The sequence below is a fragment of the Leucobacter coleopterorum genome (assembly GCF_011382985.1).
Taxonomy (GTDB): Bacteria; Actinomycetota; Actinomycetes; order Actinomycetales; family Microbacteriaceae; genus Leucobacter; species Leucobacter coleopterorum.
In genome coordinates this window covers 506,571-524,375 of record NZ_CP049933.1, presented here as the reverse complement: position 1 = coordinate 524,375, position 17,805 = coordinate 506,571, and the positions used below count along the sequence as shown (strand labels likewise).

Annotated in this window: 18 protein-coding genes and 1 pseudogene; 6 read left to right on the top strand and 13 right to left on the bottom strand. The window is 59.1% G+C overall.

The features are described 5' to 3' along the window. The first annotated feature begins 4 nt into the window (after window positions 1-4). From G7066_RS02470 to G7066_RS02445, 6 genes are all read left to right on the top strand, one after another. Window positions 5-688, top strand: coding sequence for a flavin reductase family protein (locus tag G7066_RS02470; RefSeq protein ID WP_166328782.1), 684 nt, complete (start codon window positions 5-7; stop codon window positions 686-688). Window positions 689-1,651: 963 nt separating this feature from the next. After that, window positions 1,652-2,305, top strand: a complete 654-nt coding sequence (locus G7066_RS02465; RefSeq protein ID WP_166328780.1) for a hypothetical protein — start codon at window positions 1,652-1,654, stop codon at window positions 2,303-2,305. Beyond that, window positions 2,302-4,743, top strand: coding sequence for a PEP/pyruvate-binding domain-containing protein (locus G7066_RS02460; RefSeq protein WP_166328778.1), 2,442 nt, complete (start codon window positions 2,302-2,304; stop codon window positions 4,741-4,743). The genes G7066_RS02465 and G7066_RS02460 overlap by 4 nt, the downstream gene beginning before the upstream one ends. Continuing rightward, window positions 4,730-5,389: a CDP-alcohol phosphatidyltransferase family protein gene (locus G7066_RS02455; protein WP_166328776.1), complete on the top strand. Its 660-nt coding sequence runs from the start codon at window positions 4,730-4,732 to the stop codon at window positions 5,387-5,389. The genes G7066_RS02460 and G7066_RS02455 overlap by 14 nt, the downstream gene beginning before the upstream one ends. A gap of 61 nt (window positions 5,390-5,450) precedes the next feature. Beyond that, entirely contained in the window at window positions 5,451-5,963 is a 513-nt protein-coding gene (locus G7066_RS02450) for a hypothetical protein (RefSeq protein ID WP_166328774.1), read from the top strand. Next, on the top strand, window positions 5,960-6,571 hold the full coding sequence (locus tag G7066_RS02445; protein ID WP_166328772.1) for a diacylglycerol/polyprenol kinase family protein: 612 nt from the start codon (window positions 5,960-5,962) through the stop codon (window positions 6,569-6,571). The genes G7066_RS02450 and G7066_RS02445 overlap by 4 nt, the downstream gene beginning before the upstream one ends. Before the next feature lie 12 nt (window positions 6,572-6,583). Here G7066_RS02445 and G7066_RS02440 read toward each other — a convergent pair whose 3' ends face one another. The 13 genes and pseudogenes from G7066_RS02440 to G7066_RS02385 all read right to left on the bottom strand — a co-directional run bounded on the left by G7066_RS02440 (window position 6,584) and on the right by G7066_RS02385 (window position 17,805). Further along, the gene (locus G7066_RS02440; RefSeq protein ID WP_166328770.1) at window positions 6,584-7,150 is read right to left on the bottom strand and encodes a CDP-archaeol synthase; all 567 of its coding nucleotides are present in this window, start codon (window positions 7,148-7,150) and stop codon (window positions 6,584-6,586) included. Between the two features lie 235 nt (window positions 7,151-7,385). Beyond that, window positions 7,386-8,928 (bottom strand): annotated as a pseudogene (gene resB / locus G7066_RS02435) (cytochrome c biogenesis protein ResB). Window positions 8,929-9,043: 115 nt separating this feature from the next. Further along, window positions 9,044-9,760 carry a cytochrome c biogenesis CcdA family protein gene (locus G7066_RS02430; protein ID WP_166331867.1) on the bottom strand — a complete coding sequence of 239 codons (717 nt, stop codon included), beginning with the start codon at window positions 9,758-9,760 and terminating at the stop codon, window positions 9,044-9,046. 39 nt (window positions 9,761-9,799) lie between these two features. Further along, window positions 9,800-10,417 (bottom strand): TlpA family protein disulfide reductase, encoded by a 618-nt coding sequence (locus tag G7066_RS02425; protein WP_166328768.1) that lies wholly within the window; start codon window positions 10,415-10,417, stop codon window positions 9,800-9,802. After that, entirely contained in the window at window positions 10,414-11,058 is a 645-nt protein-coding gene (locus G7066_RS02420; protein WP_166328766.1) for a histidine phosphatase family protein, read from the bottom strand. Before G7066_RS02420 ends, G7066_RS02425 begins: the two co-directional genes overlap by 4 nt. Window positions 11,059-11,504: 446 nt before the next feature. Beyond that, window positions 11,505-12,251 (bottom strand): S-layer homology domain-containing protein, encoded by a 747-nt coding sequence (locus G7066_RS02415; protein ID WP_166328764.1) that lies wholly within the window; start codon window positions 12,249-12,251, stop codon window positions 11,505-11,507. Continuing rightward, window positions 12,206-13,222: a hypothetical protein gene (locus G7066_RS02410; protein WP_166328762.1), complete on the bottom strand. Its 1,017-nt coding sequence runs from the start codon at window positions 13,220-13,222 to the stop codon at window positions 12,206-12,208. Before G7066_RS02410 ends, G7066_RS02415 begins: the two co-directional genes overlap by 46 nt. A 596-nt stretch (window positions 13,223-13,818) precedes the next feature. Continuing rightward, on the bottom strand, window positions 13,819-14,334 hold the full coding sequence (locus G7066_RS02405) for a GNAT family N-acetyltransferase (RefSeq protein WP_166328760.1): 516 nt from the start codon (window positions 14,332-14,334) through the stop codon (window positions 13,819-13,821). After that, entirely contained in the window at window positions 14,331-15,392 is a 1,062-nt protein-coding gene (locus tag G7066_RS02400) for an LLM class flavin-dependent oxidoreductase (protein ID WP_166328758.1), read from the bottom strand. Before G7066_RS02400 ends, G7066_RS02405 begins: the two co-directional genes overlap by 4 nt. 24 nt (window positions 15,393-15,416) lie before the next feature. After that, window positions 15,417-15,860 carry an amino acid ABC transporter ATP-binding protein gene (locus G7066_RS15200; RefSeq protein WP_205881504.1) on the bottom strand — a complete coding sequence of 148 codons (444 nt, stop codon included), beginning with the start codon at window positions 15,858-15,860 and terminating at the stop codon, window positions 15,417-15,419. Then, window positions 15,857-16,177: an ATP-binding cassette domain-containing protein gene (locus tag G7066_RS16795; protein WP_205881503.1), complete on the bottom strand. Its 321-nt coding sequence runs from the start codon at window positions 16,175-16,177 to the stop codon at window positions 15,857-15,859. Before G7066_RS16795 ends, G7066_RS15200 begins: the two co-directional genes overlap by 4 nt. Next, entirely contained in the window at window positions 16,174-16,917 is a 744-nt protein-coding gene (locus G7066_RS02390; RefSeq protein WP_166328756.1) for an amino acid ABC transporter permease, read from the bottom strand. Before G7066_RS02390 ends, G7066_RS16795 begins: the two co-directional genes overlap by 4 nt. Window positions 16,918-16,935: 18 nt before the next feature. After that, a complete protein-coding gene (locus G7066_RS02385; protein WP_166328754.1) occupies window positions 16,936-17,805 on the bottom strand; it encodes a transporter substrate-binding domain-containing protein in 870 nt (289 codons plus the stop codon).

The following is a 17,805-nucleotide window of genomic DNA, read 5'->3' as shown; positions in this document are numbered from 1 at the left end:
TTGCATGAACAAATCATCGATTTTCACACCTGTTCGCGGCAGCACCGAAGAACTACAGCAAACCGTGCCTGCCCAGAACTCAATTCCTCACAGCACGCATCGACCGATCAAGCCGTCCGTCCTTTACTTTGGCACCCCGGTGGCCGTGGTCTCCTCAATGAACACTGATGGCACCACGAACCTTGCCCCCATATCCTCCTATTGGGCCCTCGATAACCTTCTCGTTCTCGGGCTCGGCTCCGACAGCCACACCCTTGCCAATCTGAAGCTCCACCCCGAACTCGTCTTGAATCTTGCCGATGAAACGAGCTGGCAGAAAATGGAACAACTCGGCGACACAACCGGGGCTGATCCGGTTCCACCCTCCAAACGAAAGGGCACCCACTTCGTCGCCGATAAATTTGAAGTGGTCGGGTGGCATCCGATTCAAGCCGACACGGTCACTCCGCACCGGGTTGTGGAGCTACCCGTGCATTTGGAAGCCAAAGTCACGTCAATCCACGACGAAGCTGGTGGCCTCTCGGTTGTGCATGCTCGCTGCACCCAGGTCCATGCAGCTGACGAGCTAACGATCGATCGAACCTCCCACATCAACCCAGGGCTCTGGCGTCCGCTGATCTACAATTTCAGGCACTACTTCGGGCTCGGGAATCGTCTGGGCCTCGCGAGTCACGCCGAGGTTCGTTAGCCACTAGGCAAAACGAAGCTTCTCCTCCGTGGTTGCACCCCTTTTACTACCAAGCGTCTCTCTCGAAGGGGGACAACTGGCGCATTGGGCATAAACGGGTGCATGTTCGGCGGGCCCCAATCCAGCCGCAGGCCAGGCCAGTATCGACGCTACTTTCTCGGGCCTGGGCATGATCAGTGCATTCTTGGAATCGGGGTTCATGCGCCCAAACCCTTACTTTGTGCCGGGACTCAAAGTATCGGTAACAATTCGCGCAGGTGGCGCAGGGGCGCTCAGAGCAACAACCATCGACGCGGTTGTTGACACGGAAAGAAATGTGAGCTCACACGAACTCTTGAATACCGCCAGGTCTGTATGCGTAGTGAGATCGAAAACTTCCCCGCGGCCTCCGACAACATCGTCGCGGATCCGGTCGGAGAAGAGGCCTGCGTCTAATTCCTACAGGCATTCGCGGTGGTGGTCACGCAGATCAGTAACGGCGCGCTCAAGCGCCAGATCATCACCACGAGCTAGGCAATCCCACTCACAAACAGCACACCTGAACAATTAATTTCGCGCCTTCTTAAACGGATACAATAGAGAACTTCAAGAACAATGTTTCCAAAAGTGCAACACAAAACCAAGGAAAGGCTCTTGTTCGCCCTCGAATGCGAGCCTCACTTGCCGGTGGCTGCATCGCGGTACTGACCCCAACACATCAGGATAAAAGAGCAATGATCGAGACAAACAGCATCGTGAACGCGAGGTGAGAGGCCTCGCGCTTTATCTGCGGGAACGGTTCCCCTTCCGCTAGTCGCTTTGCTCTCGGCGGCTTTCGCGCTCGGCTCAGTTGGCCTATTCCGAGTGGGTTTCAATGGACGGGCGCCCGCCGATCATTGGCAGGCTGCTGCCCACAACTGGCCCATCCCCCTATTGCTCCTGTGGCTGTTTCTTCTGTACCTGGCTCTGTTGCTGAGATATCGGGTGACCGATGAGTGGAAAGACTTCGCTCACGACTCAGCCGTGTACCCCGACCGCCCTGTGCAGAGGGGTGCGGTTACCCCATTCTCTCTGGCAATGCTCGGGCTGGGTGCAACTGTCGTGGAGTTCACCTGTGTTGGTCTTCTCGGCGGCTGGCTGGGGTTCGTGCTGTACATTCCAATCGTTCTATACTCCCTACTCACCGCGGTGGAATTCTTTTCGAGGGACTGGATGGCCAGGCATTTCACCGCATCGTTCCTGATCCATGAGTTTCTTTACCTGCCGTTCTTCACCTGGGTCGCGATTGTGCTCGGCGCTCCATTTTCTGGTGCGACCGTAGCCGGTGTAGTCTCACTCGCATTGCTGTTCGTGTCAATCGAGTTGACCCGCAAGTTCAGTCCGCGATTCGACCCCTCTGGCGCAGTGGTGCCTGACACCTACAGCGCGGTGTGGGGGCGGCCGATCACCCTCACAATTTTGCTGTTATTGATGATTGCCTCAGGGGCGCTCGCTTTCGTTGCCGGCGCGTCGCCAATCGCCCCCGGGGTCTCTGCCGCGCTAGTTCTGCTCGCGCTTGTGCGACGAGCCAGCGACTCCTGGGTGACCGTGATTGCGGCCATCCATCTCCCTCTTCTCGCATTGGTGGTATTTCTGTGACCAACACACCCCTCGGTCAAACCGTTGCCCCGTCAGAGTTAGTCGGCGGCGTCGGCAACAAAGCCGACGGGCTCCGTGAACTCGCCCAGCGATATCCAGGTCTCGTCCCCGAGTTCATCATCCTGCCGATTTCAGAGATCGTGATCGACTGGTCGACTCACCGCGCGCGGGCAGAGGCCGCGATCACTACGTACCTCTCCGGCGAATCGAGCACAGCTGAATTCGAACAGTGGTCTGATAACAACAAGGCTGCAGTGCAAACTGATTCCACAGTGATAGCCAAAATGCTTGACCGCGCAGGGGCGAGTGAGTGGGGCAGCGTGAGCGTTCGCACCTCCGCACTTGCCGAAGACGGAGCCGACAGCAGTTTTGCCGGTCAGTACCGAACAGCACTTAACTGCCCCGCCGATCCCGATCGGATCGAGGCCGAGATTCGTGCCTGCCTGGGTGAACTCACCTCGATCGGAATCGTGAGCTACGCGAAGTCCAGGGGCCTTACGTCCCTGGAAGTTGGCGGCTCCATCGTTGTCCAGCGAATGTTTCACGGTTCAAGAACCGGAGTTCTCCTCAGCGAGAGCGGCCGAGGCGAGATCACGCTCGCTTGGTCCGAGGGATCGCGCAACACAACCGTCGATGGTGAGAATGCGCAGCACCTGCTGGTATCGAAGTTGACGGAGTGGCCGCGACGGCTGCCCGCCCCAGCAGCGCTGCTTGACATTGCACTCGACTGCGAACGATGGCTTGGTCACCCGGTAGATATTGAGTGGGCCGCAAAGGGAAACACTCTCGCCCTATTGCAGGTACGGCCGCAGACGACCCTTCAGCTCGACTACGATCTCGCCTGGGACTGCAGCAATATTGCGGAGAACTACCCCGGCATCACACTTCCGCTCACCTACTCGTTCATTCGTGGTCTCTACTCGCGGGTCTACCCTGCTTTCTTCCGCCTGATCGGTGTGTCGAGGGCCGCTCTCGAAGAAAAACAAAGCGTCTTTCGAAACACACTCGGCTATCTCGGCGGGCGAGTCTACTACCAGATCGACAACTGGTACGAGATGATCAAGCTGCTCCCGGGGCCGAACCGTAATCAAGATTTTTTCCAGGCGATGCTGCAACCGTCGCGTACGCCGGGGGTCGAGACTCAAAAGAAGCTTGGCTTCGCGGGCGGGTTAGCGATGGCTCCGCTGATCGCGAGAATGGGCTGGCTCCTGCTGCGATCGAATTCGATGTCGGAACGGTTCAAACGCCAATTCGGATTGAAGCTGCGTCGCTACGAGGCTCTCGATTGGACGAGGCTCCAAGCTGATGCGATTTTGGTCGAGATTGAGCGGATGCGTTCCGAGCTACTCACCATGTGGGCTGTGCCGGTGTTCAATGATCTGCGGGTGATGATCTTTCACGGCCTGCTCAAGACGTACTGTTTCACACCCGAGCAGCACGCCGACTATCTCGGCTATCTACACGGGTTGAGTGATCGAGCCAGTATCGCACCGCTCAGCGCTCTAGGTCAGCTGGGTAACGAGTTGAGATCCCTCACCCGGCCCACTGTCTCTGTGCAAGAAGTACTCGACTCTCCGAAATGGCCACAGCTTAAGGGGTTGGTAGACGAGTACCTCGACCGTTTCGGCGGCAGAGCACCCGACGAACTCCAGCTCGAGAACCCGAGGCTCGGTGACGACTACAGCGTGATCGTTTCGCTGGCGCTGGGCACTGATCCGGCTGGAAAGCCCGCTCGGGATGCCGGGCCTCGCGTGGCCAGAGGAAGATTCGGCACGGCCTGGACCGGCAAACACACCAGGCAGGCAATCGATTGGCGTGAGCGGTTCCGGTTCAACCGGGCGCAGGTGTATGGACTCGCGAGAACGGCTTATTCCGCGTTGGGAGAGCGCCTGGTGCAGGCAAACGTGCTCGATACCGCCAGCGATGTGTTCTGGGTGACAGAAGACGAACTCGACCAAACGGTGTACGGGCACGGCTGGGATCGAGACTTGAGGGGCGTGGTCGCCAGGCGGAAAGCAGAATTTGCTGAGTACGAGTCGGCGACCCTCGCCAGGCGGATGGTCGGTTTTGGCCTGATAGCACCGCGCTCTTTACTCGCGGATGACCAGCGTTCCGGAGACGGCATGGCAAAGGGCATGGGGGTTTCTCCCGGCGTACTCACTGCGGAGGTCATCGTGGTTGGTGAGTTCGATCCGACCATCGATGTTCGAGGAAAGATCCTCGTGACGAGCCATATCGACCCGGGCTGGACCCTGCTCTTTGTTCAAGCGGCCGGGGTTGTGACCGAGCGAGGGAACGCGCTCTCCCACGTCTCAATCATCTCTCGGGAACTAGGGATGCCAGCCGTCGTCGCCGCCATGGGAGCAACGGAAGTGCTTCGTACCGGACAGATCATCACCATCAACGGAACAACGGGAGACATCGATGAAGCGGCCTGAGAACACCGCAGAGCGACGCGAAGCACCGGCGACCACCGGGATCCAATACTGGATCCAGGCCATCGGCCCGGCAGGGGCCGTCTCACTCCTGAGTCTTCTGGTCGCCTGGACCGCCATCGGCCTTGCCGTCGTCGGCAGCCTTCGCGCGAGTGTGCTGTGTGCGCTCGGAGCGTTTCTGCTCGACATGCTCGATGGGTTTGTGGCGAGGCGCCTTGGCGTTTCGAGCGAGTTTGGGCGGCAGCTCGATAGCTTCATCGACGTGATCAACTACTCGGTGTACGCCGCTGTTTTGAGCAGCTTCTACATTGCACCCGGAATCTTGGGATGGTCGGTCGGATTTGTGATTGTGGCGACCGGTATTCTCCGATTGATCAGGTTCAACATTGAGGGCTTCACCGACGATGAGCCCATCAAGTACTACCGCGGCATTGTGGTGTGCCACCTCTCGCTCGCCGCTATTGTGTTTCTGCTCTTCGATCAGATCTTTCAGGGCGCACTGTGGGTGGCTATTCTCGGCTCGGTTGTGTTGATTGTTCTCTCGATTCTGCAGCTCACACTCATCAAGATTCGCAAGACCGGCCGCCAAGCGCTTTGGGCGGCCCTGGTGGTTCCCCTTGCTGCCGGCGCGATCCTGTTTCTGGCATGAACCGTTTGCTGAACGAGTTGATTCTGAGCGAGGATCGCTCCTTTGATAGTGGGTTGTGGGGGTGACCGAGACTATTCATGTGACGACTGACGTCGTTGAGGGCGCCCGGGATGGGATCATCGAACAGATCCAAGCCCTGGTGAAGACTGAACCGTCGATATCGCCGAGATCAGATCGGCAACTGCGGAGGTCACTCGCGAAAGGTCGCCTCGTCGTAGCTCTCGACGACGACCGGGTCGTCGGCTGGTTCTTGGCAGAGGGTCGGGCGTCTGGCGTGCCAGAGCTCGGCTTCCTCTTTGTCGTGCGTGAGCACCGCAACGGAGAGTTGTTTCGCAGCATGCTCGATCTATTGCTCACCGACGACCTACCCGCGGTCGCGGTGACGTTTCAGCCGGGATTCGCTCTGTGGGCGCAGCGGACGTTTGGTTTCCGAGAATCGAGCCTCGCAGAGGTGATCTGGCTCACCCGTGGAGCTTTTCTGGCCAGACGTATGATGCCGGCGCGTATCAGAGCTGTTCGAGCACACACTTCGAAAGCACGACCGCTGTATCTCGTGCACGAGGGGCGCTCGTGATCCCCGCTTCCGAGGTAGCCGTTTTTCTTGGAGCAACGCTGGTGCTCCTCACGGCCTTCGTGGTGCTCGAGTACCTCGTGCGCAAGCGCGGTGCGCCGACCGAGTTAACCCGCAGAGTCGCTCACGTCGCAGCCTGTCTGTTCGCCGTGGCAGTGCACCAGCTGATGCCCGTGTGGTTGTTCGTGACGCTGGCTCTCGGCTTCTCTGCGCTGATGCTTTTGTCTCGGCATTTTCAGGTATTCACCTCGATTCATAAGGTGCGTCGTCGGTCGCTCGGCGATGTCTATTTGCCGCTGGGCCTAGCTATCGGAGCCTGTATCGCTGGCGATCGATTTGAGATCTTCGTGGCTGCCGCGCTCACACTCGGCCTGGGTGACGTAGCCGCGGGACTCACCGGCGATTTGCTCCGCTCCAGTTCCAAGACCTGGTGGGGATCGGTGGTGTTCGTAGGTGTCACCGCGGTGGTGGTTGCGGCCTGCGGCTTCGGAGCGGTTTCGATCGGGGTCGTCGCGATCCTCGCCGCTGCGACGGAGCGTTACTCACCGCGCGGAACAGACAACCTAACGATCCCCCTTGTGACCGCGGGGTTGCTCGTGCTGCTGGGCTGATTCGCAGCGGCATCAACGGTGTTTGAGGCGCAACCGGTACATGAGCACATCGGTGAGAGCGTGAACAGCGAAACCGAGTACAGCTGTAAGCGCAATGAGCACCGGGTCGACCCGCCAAATGAGTAAGAGGATCGCCACGGCCAGAATGCCATCGCCCAGGTCGATGGCACGCTGCAGTATCCGCCCAGCCCCGATTGTCTCTGCACTCGGGGCTATTCCTAGTCGTCTTTTGACAAAACTATTGAGCAGTTCCGCCGCCGCGTACCAAAGCCCGATGGTTGCGCCGTTGAGAACAGCAAGAGGTGATTCAAACACGGGGGCCAGGCCACCACTCCAGCCGGACCATCCTGCCGCAAACAAGATTCCCCACAGTGCACCCACAATGCCGGCTCCCAGTGTGTAGACCACCACCCCGAGCCAGGTCTTCGTTGGCCCGAAGACTGCCTTGCCACCGAGCAGGGTTCCCCTGTCGATCGGAGTTCGTAGCGCTGGCAGCCAGCCGCGTTTGAGCATAAGAATGAATAACAGACCGGGGATCAGGATCGTCGACAGTATCGTCAGTGATTGAGTGAAGATCAAATGAAACCCTTATCCGAAAAGCTAATGCGCGTAGCGCAACGTTGGAGGATAGCCGTGGACCTTACAAATGGACCCGCGGGCTCCTCGCACCGCGAGCGTCAAGCTTACCGACGAGCGTCCAGCGTTCCCGCACGTACTTAACCTGGTCGTTCGTCGGCAATCTGGGCACTCATCTGCAATCTGGTTAGTCGACGGCACTCGACAGCGTTCAGCGACCACCCTCCACTAAGAGACCCTAGAGCCGCTCGCGGTGGCGATCACGCAGGTCGTTCACGGCGCGTTCAAGCGTCGGATCGTCACCGCGGGCAAGTGCGGCGTACTGCAGCACCACCCCATCCTCGTCGGGCAACGCTTTCACCCACATGCGTCGGCGCGGCACAAACAGCGACCACATTAGGCCACCTAATGAGAGCAGCGCAAACACAAGCACCCACTCCTGCGCGGGATTGCGCATCACGTCGAACGAAGCGTAGCGCGGCACAGCATCGAGCGTGACTGTGCCGAGCCCGTTTGGCAACTCCACAGTCTTGCCCGGAGCGAGCTGAAGCGACTTCGTGTCGAGATTGCGACCCGCAATCTGTTGCATCTTTGTCGTGTCAAGAGCATAGACGGACTGCGGTACACCGTTATCAAGCCCAAATCGCCCATAAACACATCGAGTGTCAGCACGGGGTTCTCGAGGTCGGGGTAGTTCGAGGTGAAGGCACCCGATTCCAATTCGGCCTTCGTGGGATAGAAGAATCCGCGAAGACCCAGCTGGGTCTCCTTGCCTTTGCTGTCAGTCAGGCCGTATGGCACCTTGATCACGCCGAGCGAGGTGAGGTTCATATCCTGGGGAATAAAGGGCACAGACTCGTGATACCGCACCTTCCCTTTCGCGTCCTTCACAGTGATCGTCGGCGCGTAACCGTTGGCGATCAGGTAGATCGGCGATCCGTGCACGCGCAGTGGGTGATTCACACGAATAGTCTTCTTCGATTCGGATCCGTCCGCGTCGATGAGCTTCACGTTTGCCGTGTAATCGCGTACCTGACCGATCGCGTCAACATTGCCGTCGTCGGGCGTGACATATGTCACGTCAAGGGAATCCAAGCGAAGGCCAAACGGCTCCAGGCTTGAGGTGTCGAAGGCACGCCCTGAATTAACCGTGTCGTAGTCGATGAGCTGGTTGATCATGGTCTCCCCTCGACCACAACCTTCTGACCGTTGAAAGTGAAGAGGCCGCCGATACCAACACTGATCAGTACACCAACCAGGGCCGAGTGGAACAGCAGGTTGCCGGTCTCGCGCAGATAGCCGCGTTCAGCAGACACCGACACCTCAGGCACTCCGCGCCTAACTACCTGCTGAACTTTTACTCGGTAGCGCTGCTTTTTCAGAATCGCAGCGGCCTCGGCAATCGCCTGCTCAGCGAAAGCCGCGCGTTCTTCATCACTCGCGTCGGGGTTCGAAACTCGTACCTCGGAGTAGCCCGCCATACGCTGCAGCCGAGCGGGAGTCTTCGGCGGCTGCCCACGCCACGCACGCCAGTGGTGTGTGATGCGCGGGATCACACAGCCGATCAGCGAGATAAACAGCAACAGATAGATGGCAGAAAACCACACGGAGCCGTAGACGTCGAAGGCCTGGATCGGGAAAGCGTCAAGGATCGGAAAGAGCTTCGGGTGCTCCTGCTGATATTGCAGCACACCGTTCGGGTCGGCGCTGCGCTGCGGCACGAGCGACCCAGGGATCGCTGCAACCGCCAAAAGCAGCAACAGAATCAGTGCGACTCGCATGCTCGTGAGTTGACGCCAGAACCAGCGCAGCCAGCCGCGGAAGCCAAGATCGGGCGAATCTACGCGCGCAGCGGCCCCGCTGCCGTCATCGTAGTCGCGCGGCCTGCCGCCGACGTCAGAGGGGCGTGACATATCCGCCAATCACCGCCTGCAGTTCATACATCATTTGGCTCCAAACTCCGGTCACCATCAGCAGACCGATAAGGATCAGCAGACCGCCGCCGATCAGGTTGACGGTGCGTATATGCCGTTTAAAGAATGTCATGGTTTGCGTCATCCAGCCGAAGCCGAACGCTGCCAACACGAAGGGGATCCCGAGCCCCAGACAGAACGCGAGTGCGAGTATCACCGAACGGCCAACGGATGCTTGCTGCACGCTCAAGGTCATGATCGTAGCGAGTGTTGGCCCGAGGCACGGGGTCCAGCCGACCGCAAACACGATGCCGAGCAGGGGAGCCCCGACTAGGCCCACCCGCGGTTTCATACCGAACTTCTTCGTGTATTGCATTCTGCCGAAGAGACCGATAAAGACCAGCCCCATGAGAATCACAACGACACCCATAATGCGGGTGATCACGCTCTCCCATTCGACGAGCCAGACGCCGACTGTTCCGGCAGCAGCCATCAATGCAACGAGCACTGCTGTAAACCCGGCCACAAACAGGGCTGCCCCGGCGATCAGGCGGCGTCGAGCGGGCTTGTCACCTGATCCAGATTCGGACCCCGCGCTAGCCCCAACGTAGGCCAGGTATCCCGGCACAAGCGGCAGCACACACGGCGACAAAAAAGACACCAGTCCGGCCGCAAGCGCAATCAGCGAAGCAACGAGCATTTGCCCGTCAGCGACAATTCCCTGCAAATCCACTTTCGGCTACGAGTCGCTCTTGCTCGACTCGGCGAGCGTCTCGTCAATCAGTGTGCGCAGCTGGGACTCACCCGCGAGCTGACCGATGACGCGGTGCGCAACGCGCCCCTCCGCATCGAGAATCAGCGTGGTCGGCACCGCGTTCAGTGGCACCTGACCCGCAAAGGCCCGCTGCACCGCACGGCCGCCTGCGTTGTCCATGATCGAGGGGTACTCGATCTTGAACTGCTCGGCGAACTGCTGCGCTTGGGCAACCTGATCTCGGGTGTTTACACCCAAAAATTTGACGCCCTTATCGGAAAACTCGGCGTAGGCGGCCTCAAGGTCGGGGGCCTCAGCACGGCACGGTGCGCAGCCCGCGTACCAGAAGTTCACCACGGTGACGGAGCCGAGGGTGTCGGCAGAACCGTAGATATTGTTCTGATCGGTCTCGCCCGAAAACTCGACGGGGTCGGTGCGCTCGTTTTTCGGAAAACTCTCGGAGCTACCGTCACCAGAGACGTATCCCTTGTCGCTCGATTCCTGCCACTGCTGAGAGAGGTCACTGCCCTCGCTGCTGCAACCGGCAAGTGTGAGAGAAGTGAGAAGCGCGACGGCAAGTGCGGCGGTCGTGCGGCGGTTCATACGGCTCCCACGTCTACGGCGTCTTCAAGCAGGCCCTGTGCGGGCGTGCGGTAGTCAACCTCAAACCAGCGCTCTCCGCGACGCTCAAACGTCGTGATGCTTGACAGGTCGCAGCGGCGACTCGCGGGGTTATGGAAGAGCGGCTTCCCGGCCACATCAAGGTGCGTGACCCAGATGGGATTCTGGTGCGACACCATCACAATATCTCCACCGCGCGTCGAGTTCCAAGCATCGTCCATTGCGTGACGCATGCGATCCGCAATCTGACGGTAGGGCTCGCCCCAGCTCGGCCGAAACGGGTTCCAGTAGCGGTGCCAGTAGCGTGGCTTCTTGAACGCCGCATCTGATCCTGAATTCACCATGCCCTCAAACGAGTTGGTGGGCTCAATAATGCGATCCTCAAGTAAAATCTCAAGGCCCAGCGCGCTCGCAATCGGCTGCGCAGACTGGCGCGTGCGTTCGAGCGGCGAAGCGTATAGCTTGGCGACCTGGCGGTCGTTTCCGGCAAGTTCGAGAGCCGCGGCCTCAGCCATGCCCTGCCCTCGCTCCGAAAGATAAAAACCGGGCAGGCGTCCGTATAGCACACGGTCGGGGTTGTCTACCTCGCCGTGGCGCACCAAATGCAGCAGTTTGTCGCTCACGCAGCCCATTCTATGGTCGGAGTCAAGCGGGACTCTGTGAGTTCGCGCGACAGCCACCGTGAGGGAAACGTCACGCTCAGAGGTAACGTTCCCTCACCTAGGGGATGGCTGTCTTGGGAACAGCCGGGAGACTCCCTCAAAGCGATATTTGGGGGTGGGGAGCTGTGCGGGAGCCTCTATAGATAAAGAGCTTAAAATCTCTAAAATATTACGCAGTTTGAAAATTGATAGAGAGCGAGATTGATGGTCTCCCCGCCTTGACGGAGCTTTAGGGATCCGTCCTTCCAACACCCAGCGGGCGGCATAGCCGTTCCGCTCCCAGCGGCAAGTCTTACATGATCGATCTCTCGCCGTTGCAACATGCCACCTGATCTATAGAAACGGGTGTGGCCCGTGAGGAAATATCCTCCGGGCCACACCCGCGCATTGGGTGCTCGCGTTGACCTCTAGCTGCGGTAGGCCGTTTCGAGTCGGTAGATGAACGCGGCCATCGCCTCACGCGACAGGTCGTCCTTGGGACGGTAGCTGCCATCGGCGTAACCAGTCGACAGCTTCGATTCCTTCATCCACGCAATCTCCTTGGAGAACTTCTGCCCCATCGCGACATCCGCAAACACTGCCTTGGCAGGAGCCTGGTAACTCTTCGTGTCGCTCGCTTCCAGGCGGTAGATGAACGCGGCCATCGCCTCACGCGACAGATCATCCTTCGGACGATACGTGCCATCAGCGTACCCAGTCGACAGCTTCGATTCCTTCATCCACGCGATCTCCTTGTAGAACTTGTGGGTCGTAGGCACATCAGAGAACGGAGACTTCGCAGGAGCTTTGTAACCCTTGGGGGCCTCGAGACGGTACATAAACGCGGCCATCGCCTCACGCGACAGTTCGGTCTTCGGGCGGTACGTCTTGTCAGCGTAACCAGTCGAGAGCTTCATGCAGTGCATCCAGTCAATCTCTGCATAGAACTTCTGCTTCACAGCCACATCGGTAAACACAGGCACCTTACGCGGAACCGTGCACGAAGGTGTTGTGCCTGCTGCGGTGACCTTGAGCGTGTAGTTCGCGGTCGCAACTCCAGCCGTGTTCCTCGCTTCAACCGTAAACGAGAACGAAGCACTCTTGGTCGGCTTACCCGTGATCTTTCCCGTCACACCATCAAGAGTGAGCCCGTCAGGCAATTTGCCTGCAGACACCCGATACGTGGCAGCCGGCGAACCCGTGCTCGCGAGCTGGTGAGTGTACGCGACACCGACCAGCCCATTCGCGGGGCCTTCGAGGTGATCGCGGGCTTAACATCAGGATCCACCGGTGTGGTGCCATCAGTCGTGGTCAGCACAAACGACCCAAACGACATATTGAGGTTCACCGTCTGTGTCTTTGAGAGGTCACCATCGCCCGCTCCGCGGAGAATATCAACGGTGTGCGAGTCCGTGTCTGAAACGATCGGGAACGGTGTTGTGTAGGTGGCCCTGGCCACACCGTCCATGCCAGATGCGGTGGCAAATACAGGAATATTTGCGCCCGCGGGTCCGGACACACCGTTCGAAGCTGACGTTGACATCGCATAGACAGGCTGGGTCATCGCACCGAATCCGGCTGGGAGTAAAGGAGAACTTTGTCGCTTGACCTCAATGGTCGACGTAGGTTGATATTTTCCAGACAACACATCCGCCCAGTGTGTCGTCCAGGAGGCTTGTGCCGCAGGTATATTGCTGGTGCTACCAGCACCGGCAACGGCGCTAAACGACAGATACGATGCCGTGGCACCAACAATTCCACCTGTAGTGCCAGCGCTTGTGCTTGTCTTCACAACAGGCCAGCCCGATACCGGAGCGGTGACGACCGACGTAGTGCCAGCGGCCGGTGCCTGAGGAGCAACGGTGTAGTTGATCGTCATGGGCTGCGGCTCGCCCACACCTCCATACAGGGAAAGATCGGGCACCGGGTGCGTCGCATCGTACGAGGGACTGTAGGTCACCGCGATCGTTCCGGTATCAAACTGTGAAGTATCCACGTTTGTTGCAACATACACAACATCAATGATCGGTTGTGGTTCCTCGGCAAATACGGCGGTTGCTCCACCAAATGCGAGCGATGCCCCAAAAGCGACAGCGGTAGCTGAAACTGTTACAAGGCGAGAACGTCGAGAAAGAACGCCAGTCAAAAAATCTCCAATTGTGTGAGGTGCAATTTGTTGTTCTTGCACTATTAATGGTAGATTTCGCCCCTGCCAATTGCCCGGGGATTCCCGCATATCTGCCGAGACTGCGACCCGGCCTTGCGAACAAAGCCGCCTCAAAGGGTCAGCCACAATCCGAGGATAGATGAAGTGAGTGCAACCTTCCCACTGAAATCAATCCATGACACTGGTCAGCATCCGGGCCTAAAAGCCAATGTGTCTACGACATTTAAAGATGAGGCGCTAGGGGAATGAGGGGAGTGCCGGGTTCTGGAACAGCACTCCCCCCGCCTCGCTAGAGGATCCGGCGGCTCATGAGCGGCCGGAGAAGGACTAGAGGACCCTAATAGGGGGGTGGGCCCTAACTGCCTTCACATAATAAGACGGCTTATCCCCCAAAAAATGACGCATTTATGAAAAGAATTTTCTACATTCCTTCTAGAGGCTGGTTCATTGGTGGAAAATCGCAGATCAAAGGTGATTTATGAACGCTAGGAAACACCCGGTCAGCCCACCGAAATTGCGCAGAAATCAGCACCCCAAACAGGCGCCATCCACAGCTGCCTGCAAGCATCCTCAGATCATCCGACATCTACGGGTTCGTAGACGTATGTCAAGAGATCAAATTGCCATTCACCATCGATCCACAAACCATCGCGCCCGGCGTCTCGGGCAAAGCCAATCGCCTCATATAACCGATGAGCACCGGTCATGTTCGGAGCAGTTTTCAGCACCACAGCACTGAACCCGGAAGCTGCCGCGTGTTCACCTACAAACCTCATGAGTTCAGAGGCAACTCCACGCCGACGAGCCTCGAGCGCCACTCCGAGCAACCGCAGATCAAGCTCCCCTTCTCGCACGTCCTCGTGCAACGGTGGGCCACCTGCACGACGCGTGGTCACGCTGCCCAGCAGCAAACCAGCCGCGTCGTGTGCGACCCACACGTCAAACCGCTTAGCTCTCGCCGCAGCAAGGTGAATCAGGTCACTGTCGCCGGTCGAGGGTCCGTAATCATGCGCGTAGGCAGCCTCAATCAACGCGTCAATTGCTTTGAACTCACGGGGGTGCGCGGTTCGGATGAGGGTCTCTTCGTTCACACCAGCACCAAACGTCGCTGCGCGGAAGGTTGCCAACCGAGCGCCGGCCCGATCCGCGTTGCGAGCTGATGCAGGATCTGCTTCCAGTCTTCAAGCTCGAATTCAAAGGGCAACTCAAAGAGGTAGTCATCGGCTCCTTGGAACGCGACATCCTGCTGAATAAATTCGACAATCTCGTCGAGAGACCCGAGCACGTCAGGTGCAATGATCGTGTTCTTGCCGTGGATCTTTCGTGTTCGAGGTGTGCGCCCCTCCGCGTATTCGCTGTACTTTTGCTGCTGCTCCGGCGTCGCACCATCCGTCGGCACAATCACACGCGCAACGCTCACCCGCGCATCCTCCCCGGCAGGATGCGCAGCACGGAACGTGTCAATCTGCGCACGCTGCGCGATCGAGAAGTCAGTGATCCCGTTCTCCGACGAGCTGATGTTACTCACGAGCCAGTTGAAACCGGCCTGCCCCGCCCACTCTGCCGAACGCAACGAACCGCCACCGTACCAGAGACGCTCGGAGAGGCCCGGACTGTGTGGCTCAACGCGCTCGGAATCGATGTCACCTCCGATCCCGTTGTACGGCGGCACCTCACGAACGGGGTCACCCGCGAGCAGCCCACGTAGGCGCTCGATGCGTCCGTAACCGTAGTCCTCTTCACGCCAGCCAGTGTCGTAGACGGTGTCGTTCACGGCGTCGTCGGCATACCCGGGGCCGTGCACACTGAGCCCACCGAGCACCCGCCCGCCAGACAGCACATCGGCGGTTCCGAGATCCTCCGCGAGTCTGAAGGGGTTCTCGTAGCCCACCGGGATCACGGCCGAGCCGAGCCCGATGTGCTCGGTGTGCTGGGCCGCCGCTGCAAAGAATGTGGCCGGCGAGGGGAGCCCGTTCTGCAAGTGCCGGGTACGCACCCAGCCGCTATCGAGACCGAGCTCCTCCGCATAGCGGAACAGTTCGAGGCCGTCGGCGAGCCCTTGCGCGGGGTTGTCCCGTGAAAAAGGCACCAGGTGAATGAAGCCAAGATGCTTGAGCGGACGGCTACTATTGGCGGTCGATTGAGTCATGATTCTCTCCTTAATGTTCTGTTCTTAAATTTGGTATTCGGGTGTGCCGAGAGCGAGGTGGTACTCGCGCAGAAAGCTGCGAGTCCGCTCGTTCGTGTGCGCTCCAAAGAAGTCGTTGGGGGTCGCGTCGTCGATGATCCGCCCGCCCTCAAGAAACACGATGCGAGCCGCGAGCTGGCGCACAAAGTTCATCTCGTGCGACACAATGGCCATGGTCTGGCCATCGGCCGCAATACTGCGGATCGTAGCGAGCACCTCCCCCACAAGCTCCGGATCCAGCGCGCTCGTCGGCTCATCGAGCAGCAATACACGCGGCTGCATCGCGAGCGCTCGTGCGATCCCGACCCGCTGCTGTTGCCCGCCCGAGAGCTGGGCCGGGTAGTGGTGCGCGTGAGACGCGAGTCCAACACGGTCGAGTTGGGCTGCTGCCTCGGTTTCTGCCGTGCGCCGATCCAAGCCCCGGATCACTCGCAGCCCTCGGCCACATTTTCGATGGCGGTCTTACGCGAGAAAAGTTGAAACTGCTGAAACACCATGGCGGTACTGCGGCGCAAGCTCAGGATCTGGGCCTTCGTTGCGGTCCGTGCGTCCACCGCAAGGTCATAGATCACCACACGGCCCGCATCGGGTCGCTCAAGAAAGTCAATGGAGCGCAGCAGCGTCGATTTACCGGCACCCGAGGGTCCGACAATCGCCGTCACCTGCCCCTCCGCCAGTTCAAGCGACAGATCGTCGAGGATCTTGCGCGATCCGAACGACTTACTCAGGTGTTCTAAGGCAATCACACTCTCGCCTCCTCTATCTCTAGCGCTCGCGAACGACCCGATAGCGGCGGCTTCTGCATCTTCCGCTCGACAACCCGTGCGACCTGCTCAATAACCACCGTCAGTGCCCAGTACACAATTGCGGTGGCAAGGTAGGCCTCGAAGAAGCGGTAGTCGCGGCCGCCGAGGATCTTCGCGTAGGCGGTGATCTCGATGACGGACACCACAAAAGCGAGCGACGATTGTTTTAGCATGCCGATGAAGTGGTTCACGAGCGTCGGGAACGCGACAACTGCGGCGTTCGGGATCGTGACCCGACGCAGCGTTTGCCACGGCGTCATGCCGAGGGCGTGCGCAGCCTCGATCTCTCTCCGATCTACGGATAGCAGCGCGGCTCGGATTGTCTCCGAGCTGTACGCCGCCTCGGTTAGCGCGAAGGTAAAGGCCGCCACAATAAAGGGTGAGAGCCCCATCGCGTCCCACTTCGTGCCGAACTGGTGGTTGATGTAGAGGATCGCGATCGGCACCGCATTGACGTTGAGCAGCAGCTGAACGATGGGTGGTGTGCCCCGCAGATACGACACCAGGAGGGCATTGAGTTGGCTCAGCACCGGCACTCGCGACAGCTTGATGAGGGCCATCACGAGTCCCAGCGCCGTGCCCAACACGGTTGCTGCAACACTGAGCGCCAGCGTGATCGGAATGTAGGGGATCAGGTCGAGTGTGTACTCGCCGATTGCCCCGAAATCGATAATGTTCACGTGCGAGCCGACCCGCTCTTAGTTCTTGGGAGTGACGTCGACGCCGTCGAAAAACTTCTCGCTCAGTTTCTTGAGGCTACCGCTTTCTTTAAGCTCCGCGAGTGCGCCGTTGACCTGCTTCACCACATCGGCGACTTTGGGCCTCTGCTTCGAGAAGGCGTAGGCCGAGAAGAGATTCGTGCCGAAGTTCTCCGTCAGGTATTTGCCGTCAAGCGGGTAGAACTCAAGACCCAGGTTGGCCTTGCCACCGTAACCGTTGTAGACCACACGTTCGTTAAAGAGGAAGTCGACCCCACCCGCCGCCAGGTTGTTGTACTGCGACTGCAGATCGAGTTCGGTGTATTCGATATTGATCGTCTTGTCCGGGTGCTGCTCATTGTAGGCCTCGAGTACACGCGTGAAGTTCAGGCCGGGTTCGCCATAGGTGCGCTTTCCGGCGAGCTCGTCGAGCGAGTCGGTTCCCTTCGCGCCGTCTTTCAAAATCACGCCAAACTGCGCCTCTGTGTACGGATCGCTGAAGTCGTACTTTTCGCGGCGCTCATCGGTGGCCGACAGGTTATTGGCGACGACGTTAAAGCGGCCCGAGTCGAGGCCCGCAAACAGTGCCGGGAAATCTGCGACCTCGTACTTAAACTCGATGTCGGGCAGCTTTTTGTCGATCTGCTTGAGAATCTCGATGTCGTAGCCGGTGAGTTCATCGTTTTTGTCGAGAAATGTGTACGGCTTCGGGGAGGCGCCGGTCGCAACGAGCACGGTCTGTACACCACCTTTCGAGCCGGTCTCACCAGCGGAATCCGCGGCGTCAGCAGTGCTTGCGCACGCGGTAAGGCCCATTGCAGTGACGGCGAGGATGCCGAATATGGCGGGTGTGCGAGCAGTGCGTTTCAT

Excerpts from the sequence above, each read along its gene's own strand:
- G7066_RS02430 (WP_166331867.1), bottom strand. The coding sequence starts at position 9,760 with ATGCTCGTTGCTTCGCTGATTGCGCTTGCGGCCGGACTGGTGTCTTTT.
- G7066_RS02400 (WP_166328758.1), bottom strand. The coding sequence starts at position 15,392 with ATGACTCAATCGACCGCCAATAGTAGCCGTCCGCTCAAGCATCTTGGC.
- G7066_RS02425 (WP_166328768.1), bottom strand. The coding sequence starts at position 10,417 with ATGAACCGCCGCACGACCGCCGCACTTGCCGTCGCGCTTCTCACTTCT.
- G7066_RS02470 (WP_166328782.1), top strand. The coding sequence starts at position 5 with ATGAACAAATCATCGATTTTCACACCTGTTCGCGGCAGCACCGAAGAA.
- G7066_RS02385 (WP_166328754.1), bottom strand. The coding sequence starts at position 17,805 with ATGAAACGCACTGCTCGCACACCCGCCATATTCGGCATCCTCGCCGTC.
- G7066_RS02455 (WP_166328776.1), top strand. The coding sequence starts at position 4,730 with ATGAAGCGGCCTGAGAACACCGCAGAGCGACGCGAAGCACCGGCGACC.